Source organism: Sporosarcina sp. NCCP-2331 (assembly GCF_023707945.1).
Taxonomy (GTDB): domain Bacteria; phylum Bacillota; class Bacilli; order Bacillales_A; family Planococcaceae; genus Sporosarcina; species Sporosarcina cascadiensis.
In genome coordinates, this window is record NZ_BRCD01000055.1 from 1 (window position 1) to 5,469 (window position 5,469).

Consider the following 5,469-nt stretch of genomic DNA (forward strand, 5'->3'; position numbering starts at 1 on the left):
CTTTAGTCATAAAATATAATCTACCCATACAGGACATTAGAATCATTATACGAGGATTTATAGAATAGGTAAATAAAACATTGAATTACTGTAGTTGCTGAGACCTTTAGCAGTGAAAAATTAGCAAGGGGCCAAACAAACGTGAATGTTTGCTGCACAGGCACCGCTTTATTAGTTGTGAAAGCCCCGAATGAAGAGTTGTCCGAAGAAGACGTAATCAGCTTCAGCAAAGAAAAGCTGGCGTCCTATAAAGCGGTGAAAGAAGTAGTGTTCGTGGATGAACTGCCGCGTAATGCTGTGGGAAAAATACTGAAGAACCGCTTGAAGGAACTGGTGGTCAACTGATTCGAATACGAAACAAACAGCACCTTTTTGGAGAAGGTGCTGTTTTCTGTGCAGTTTTTTATTCAGCTGTCTTCAAATGATCGAGATATCTCTCGGCGAGTGACAGGATATGCTGCAGTGCCTGCTCGTTTGAAAAGGCGGGATGGTTTTTATAGGTGATGAGCAAACCGTTTAATGTCGAAAACAGTAATTGAGACTCCCGTTTTGCATCGGCAGGATAGAGAGGCAGAAGCACAGACTCGAAATGTCCGATCAATTTGGAAATCTCTTGATTGGCAGGGAGGGCAGTCCGTTTTCCTGCGCTTTCCAACATGAAATAAGCCATCATCTGAAAGAGGACTTCTTCATTGAACATGTGGCGGATGTAGTATTCCACTAGTTGGGGGAGTTCGTGGATAGCAGAGAGACCATCCATCATTTTTTGCGCCTCGATCTTCATCGCTTCTATATAGAGGTGCTGCTGATCGTCAAAGTATTTATAGAAAAGTGCAGGAGAAACCTCTGCCTCTTTTGCGATATCCCTCATGCTAACTTCTGAAAAGGGCTTCTGGCTGAATAAATGCACGGCGGCCTCTAGCATCCGCTGCTTGTTAAATTGTTTTTTCTCTTCACGGTTCATGGGCTTCTCCTTAGGGTGTGTTAGGTCTATCATACCTAGAAGAGTGGACGGCGTCTAATGAAGGTGCCTGATGTTAAAGTGGCACCAACATGTATCTTGCTCGTCTCTGCAACCTAATCGACTAACAGATGCACGCATTGCATATATATCAGAAAGCTCATATTAAAATTAGAAGGTGATGTGATGGCAGTGCGATGGGATCAATCAGAATCAAAGCACCTTTTTGAAAATAGTAAGCACGTGACAGATTCACAAATATGGCATTTTGTCTCGGCACCGCATTTACAGCCAATGAAAGTTACCGTGAATGTGATCAAGCCGGGTACAGCAGCGGGCTATATATTCGTGGCTCCTTATACGATGTATGGAGAAAATATGGTAGGACAGACAGGTGCATTGATCATGGATGAAGCAGGTAATCCAGTCTGGTTCAAGTCGGACACCCCGGAAAAACAGAACAGGAATTTCAGAATGCAGACATATCTTGGACGCCCTGTTCTTACGACGTGGCATGGAACGATTTCTGGCACGGAATCCGCCAATCCAAGCCTTCCCATCGGGGATCCGCTGCCCGGTGCCGTCTTTCAAATCTTCAATCAGCATTACCACGTGATCCGGACGATAGAGGCGCAAAACGGGTACACGGCAGATGTGCATGAATTTACTATCACCGAACGAAACACAGCCTTGTTCACCGCAGTAAAGCAAGTACCTGCCGATCTATCTGTTTATGGAGGAACCCCGGGCGGCTATATTGATAATTTTGCAATACAGGAAGTCGATTTGTCTACAGGTGAGCTGCTGTATGAATGGGATGTGCTGGCCCATATTAACCCGGCGGATTCGATGGTGCCTGTTACAGCTGCGGCAGATAGCAACGGGATCTGGGATTGTTTCCATGTGAATTCGGTGGAGGAAGGACCGGATCATACATTGTTGATCAGTATGCGGAATATGTCTGCGATTTACCATATTGATAAGGCCACAGGAGAAATCATCTGGCAGCTTGGCGGAAAACAAAGTGATTTCACTTTTGGACAAGGGGCGGAGTTTTCATGGCAGCATCATGCACGATACCGAACGGATAACCGAATCAGTCTATTTGATAATGCTTGCTGCGCCACACCGGATACGCCGCCTGCTGGACCGTCGCATGGTTTGATTTTACAGCTGGATGAGCAGCAGATGACAGCGAAGGTGGATCGGACCTATTTTCACGATCCTCCAGTTCATGCATCCCATCAAGGGAATATGCAAAAACTGCCAAATGCAAATCAGTTGATCGGCTGGGGACAGGGACCTTACGTATCCGAGTTTAAATATGCCGGCAATACGAAGGAAAATCTGGCTTTGAATATGATTTACGATATGCAATTCCCGGGCGATAATTTTTCCTACAGAGCTTTTAAAAATGAATGGGTCGGGCTGCCGCTTGAGCGTCCTGATATAGGGGTGGGGGTATGTGGGGGCCGTACTGCGATTATTTATATGTCGTGGAATGGTGCTACAGAAGCGGCAGGCTGGAAGGTGCTGGCTGGATGGAACCCTTATGCAATGGCAGTCGTAGCTTGTAAGGAACGAGACGGATTTGAGACAGCTGTGGAATTAACGGGTGCTTGTCCGTATTTCCAAGTCCATGCAGTAGATGCTGCCGGGGCGGTAATTGGCAAGTCACGGATAGTATATGTACCGGTTTTCTGAAAGGTAATGCCTGTGCTCGACACGATTTGGATGTGATTCTGAATAGTGTCTAAGTTGTTTTGCGCACAGGCATCATCCTAAAATTACTGAAGCAATGCAAGGCGGATTACCGATATTTCTTCTTCAGAAAGCCCCGTCAAATCTGCGATATCTTCGATGGCCCAATCCTTCTTCAGCAGATTCTGTACAATATGAAGATACGCTCTCTTCTCGCCTTCCACTCTACCTTCCATTTTACCTTCTAATCTTCCTTCCACCCGTTCCATTTCAAAAGCATTGGCGATAGTAGGCGATGCATTTTCCTTATCATAAAGTTCCATTAACTTCTTCTCCTCTCATAAGACGGGATACATAACTTCCGCCAGTTTTAGTTCTAAGTCTTTTGGCAATTTCAGTAAGTAATCAATGAAATGAAATACGGCCTGGACCGCAATTCGCGGATATTTCTCATTTCGGACGATTTCCCTCATAAGCTTCATTTTGAATTGGTAGCGCTGCTGGTCCTTGTCTTTTGTTTTATGAAGATATTTTGCAGCCAGCACGGCTTTACTGCATAATGAAGCGTTGTGCCAAAAGATTCGTAATAAAAATCAGCGGGTGCTTTGCTTTCGTTTGGAGATGTCATAATGGCCAGAGCGATGACCTTTTCGCTGTAACGGTCATATAACCGGTAGAAAATTAGGCAGAATTAGAAAGTGCCTGTGCGTCACACAACTTATAAACTATTCTGAATGGTTTTCGAGTTGTGTTGCACACAGGCATGATGATTAATTCACGTGCTGACGATACAGGAGGCTGTAGACCGGCTGATGCAGCAGCTGAAGATGAAACTTGAGATGACGATGGAATTCGACGAAGACGGAGAGACTTTCTACCGTCTGGCCTATCTCCCTTCGTTCCCGAAGATGAACGGCCATGTGCATATGATCGATGCAGAAGATGGAACGGCGTATTATGTGGACGGGGGCAGGTCGGTGTTTTATTGAGATACCGCCTAATCTTTTAAATGGGAAAGGATTCCTTCTAGAATGGATTACATGGATACTTTACGAGAAACTCCGTCAGTGCAATGATTGCGGCTGACAGAGATTTTCATGGGAGGTAACGACGTCTATTAATTGTTTGGGGACATGGTATTTAATTAATACACGGTACCTGTTGGGTGAAACAGATAATTCAATAGGGTGATGGAAGTTCAGTACACTATTTGATTTATAGTATGCAGTCTATTCACTTATTTTAGGTAGGAGTTTTCAATGTAGTACCTGCAATCTGCACTATCATTAAGCTGTACTTCACACAAATTGAATCAACCCTGAATTGTATCTAAGTTGTTTTCTCTACCCTCTATGTATAGACATTGCCGGGACGCAACTTTGCTTTCAGGAAGTCACCGGTCAAGCCGTCAAAAGTGACTAATAGATAAAACCCGACCGTCTGGCAATGCGCGTAGTATGCAGCCTTTTCCTGTTGGCCATATGTATCGGCAATCGAGGAATCAAGGTCCACAAACAGTACTTGCGCTTATCGGACAGGTGAACCTGGTCGAGCATCGTTAGATTTGCTGCCTGCAGCTGATCCAGCGCATCCTAATCAAACTGATGAAAAAGTCGAGACAAAGACGGCTGGGAAGCCAGCTCAGGTTTGGCAAGGATCTGGGTGAAAAACGTACCTTTTGTAAAATGATCCGCCGTATCGTCTTCACGTTAGCCGGCAATCATCTGAAAGATTTTCTACTAAATCAACTCGTCGTTTCCAAAGGTGTAGAACGCGCGTTCATAGGCGAGCGGAAGATGATCGATGATGGTCTAGGAACACCTGGTTTCTAATCGAACTCTTGAAAAATTACATTGTCAGCGTTGGAGGGAAGTTCTCCTTAGTCATAAGATAATCTAAAAGAAAGGGTGAAGTGTAGGATGTTTTGTTTGGGCGCAATCGTTCTATTAGAAACGGATTTTTCTTTCGTTTTTTAGAAAAAAAGAGAACACCATTTCAAAGCTGATACATACGCTTTGTAGCGAGATTCTCTATTAATTGGGAATAAACAGTGTTAACTTATATTAAGTAATAATTTATTTAAAATTTAAAAAGTATTGACTATTTCAAAAAAGAAATGTATATTTCTAAGTAATCCCATTATTAATTCCAGAAACTATTAACGTATATCAAAATATGAATACGCTTTCATATTTTTTTACTAATATTATAGAGAAGGGGGTTATTTTTTATAATCAAAATGGTTACCTATTCATTCCATTAATTAACATTAGGAGGGATTGTTTGTTTTTTTCAAAGAACTGGGACGAAGAAGTTAAAACAGATTGTATAAACTTTTTGAAAGATGAAATGAAAAATGAAATTCAGGATTGTGAGACGCGGGGGTATATTCACTCGAACTTTTTCAAGGCAATGGGTAAAAGAGGATACTTTTCTTCCGTAGGCATCAACTTGAAAGAAGAATTTTATTTATATGCCACAGTTTTAAAAGAACTAGCCAAGGCATCTGGCTCTTTGGCTTTATCTTATCATATTAATTATCTATCAGGTTATGCGATAACCACTTACATCAAGGATAGTAATAGACAAAACAAATACGTACAGGCTATTAAACAAGAAGGGAAAATTTGTGCTTTTGCTTTAACAGAACCTATGCACGGATCGGATCTATCTTCCTTGGATACCAAAATAACGTCAGATAAAGAGGGTTACGTTCTAAGTGGTATCAAAAAATATATTGTTAATGGTGTAAATGCTGATTTATATATAGTTGCTGGACAGAAGGAAGATAATATCTATACTACGTT

General features: G+C 42.5%; 9 protein-coding genes. 5 read left to right on the forward strand and 4 right to left on the reverse strand.

The window, feature by feature from the left end; genetic code table 11:
* Positions 1-141 precede the first annotated feature (141 nt).
* A complete protein-coding gene (locus NCCP2331_RS17895; protein ID WP_376776837.1) occupies positions 142-345 on the forward strand; it encodes an AMP-binding enzyme in 204 nt (67 codons plus the stop codon).
* A 58-nt stretch (positions 346-403) separates the two neighbouring features.
* Here NCCP2331_RS17895 and NCCP2331_RS17900 read toward each other — a convergent pair whose 3' ends face one another.
* Positions 404-964, reverse strand: coding sequence for a TetR/AcrR family transcriptional regulator (locus NCCP2331_RS17900; RefSeq protein ID WP_251672058.1), 561 nt, complete (start codon positions 962-964; stop codon positions 404-406).
* 183 nt (positions 965-1,147) lie between these two features.
* Between NCCP2331_RS17900 and NCCP2331_RS17905 the strand changes: the two genes are divergently transcribed.
* On the forward strand, positions 1,148-2,665 hold the full coding sequence (locus NCCP2331_RS17905) for an arylsulfotransferase family protein (RefSeq protein ID WP_251672059.1): 1,518 nt from the start codon (positions 1,148-1,150) through the stop codon (positions 2,663-2,665).
* A gap of 83 nt (positions 2,666-2,748) precedes the next feature.
* Here the strand turns inward: NCCP2331_RS17905 and NCCP2331_RS17910 are convergent, their stop codons facing one another.
* Together NCCP2331_RS17910 and NCCP2331_RS17915 are read right to left on the reverse strand one after the other, a co-directional pair.
* Entirely contained in the window at positions 2,749-2,985 is a 237-nt protein-coding gene (locus tag NCCP2331_RS17910; RefSeq protein ID WP_251672060.1) for an RpnC/YadD family protein, read from the reverse strand.
* 15 nt (positions 2,986-3,000) lie between these two features.
* Positions 3,001-3,207, reverse strand: a complete 207-nt coding sequence (locus NCCP2331_RS17915) for a hypothetical protein (RefSeq protein WP_251672061.1) — start codon at positions 3,205-3,207, stop codon at positions 3,001-3,003.
* A gap of 234 nt (positions 3,208-3,441) precedes the next feature.
* Between NCCP2331_RS17915 and NCCP2331_RS17920 the strand changes: the two genes are divergently transcribed.
* The gene (locus NCCP2331_RS17920; protein ID WP_251672062.1) at positions 3,442-3,651 is read left to right on the forward strand and encodes a hypothetical protein; all 210 of its coding nucleotides are present in this window, start codon (positions 3,442-3,444) and stop codon (positions 3,649-3,651) included.
* 361 nt (positions 3,652-4,012) lie between these two features.
* Here the strand turns inward: NCCP2331_RS17920 and NCCP2331_RS18505 are convergent, their stop codons facing one another.
* Entirely contained in the window at positions 4,013-4,174 is a 162-nt protein-coding gene (locus NCCP2331_RS18505) for a transposase (RefSeq protein ID WP_376776838.1), read from the reverse strand.
* Positions 4,175-4,266: 92 nt separating this feature from the next.
* Here NCCP2331_RS18505 and NCCP2331_RS17925 point away from each other — a divergent pair, with 92 nt between their 5' ends.
* Both NCCP2331_RS17925 and NCCP2331_RS17930 read left to right on the forward strand, forming a co-directional pair.
* A complete protein-coding gene (locus NCCP2331_RS17925; protein WP_251672063.1) occupies positions 4,267-4,494 on the forward strand; it encodes a hypothetical protein in 228 nt (75 codons plus the stop codon).
* Between the two features lie 451 nt (positions 4,495-4,945).
* Positions 4,946-5,469 (forward strand): acyl-CoA dehydrogenase family protein (locus NCCP2331_RS17930; protein ID WP_251672064.1); only part of this gene is annotated, 524 nt, incomplete at its 3' end.

Excerpts from the sequence above, each read along its gene's own strand:
- NCCP2331_RS17900 (WP_251672058.1), bottom strand. The coding sequence starts at position 964 with ATGAACCGTGAAGAGAAAAAACAATTTAACAAGCAGCGGATGCTAGAG.
- NCCP2331_RS17905 (WP_251672059.1), top strand. The coding sequence starts at position 1,148 with ATGGCAGTGCGATGGGATCAATCAGAATCAAAGCACCTTTTTGAAAAT.
- NCCP2331_RS17910 (WP_251672060.1), bottom strand. The coding sequence starts at position 2,985 with ATGGAACTTTATGATAAGGAAAATGCATCGCCTACTATCGCCAATGCT.
- NCCP2331_RS17925 (WP_251672063.1), top strand. The coding sequence starts at position 4,267 with ATGAAAAAGTCGAGACAAAGACGGCTGGGAAGCCAGCTCAGGTTTGGC.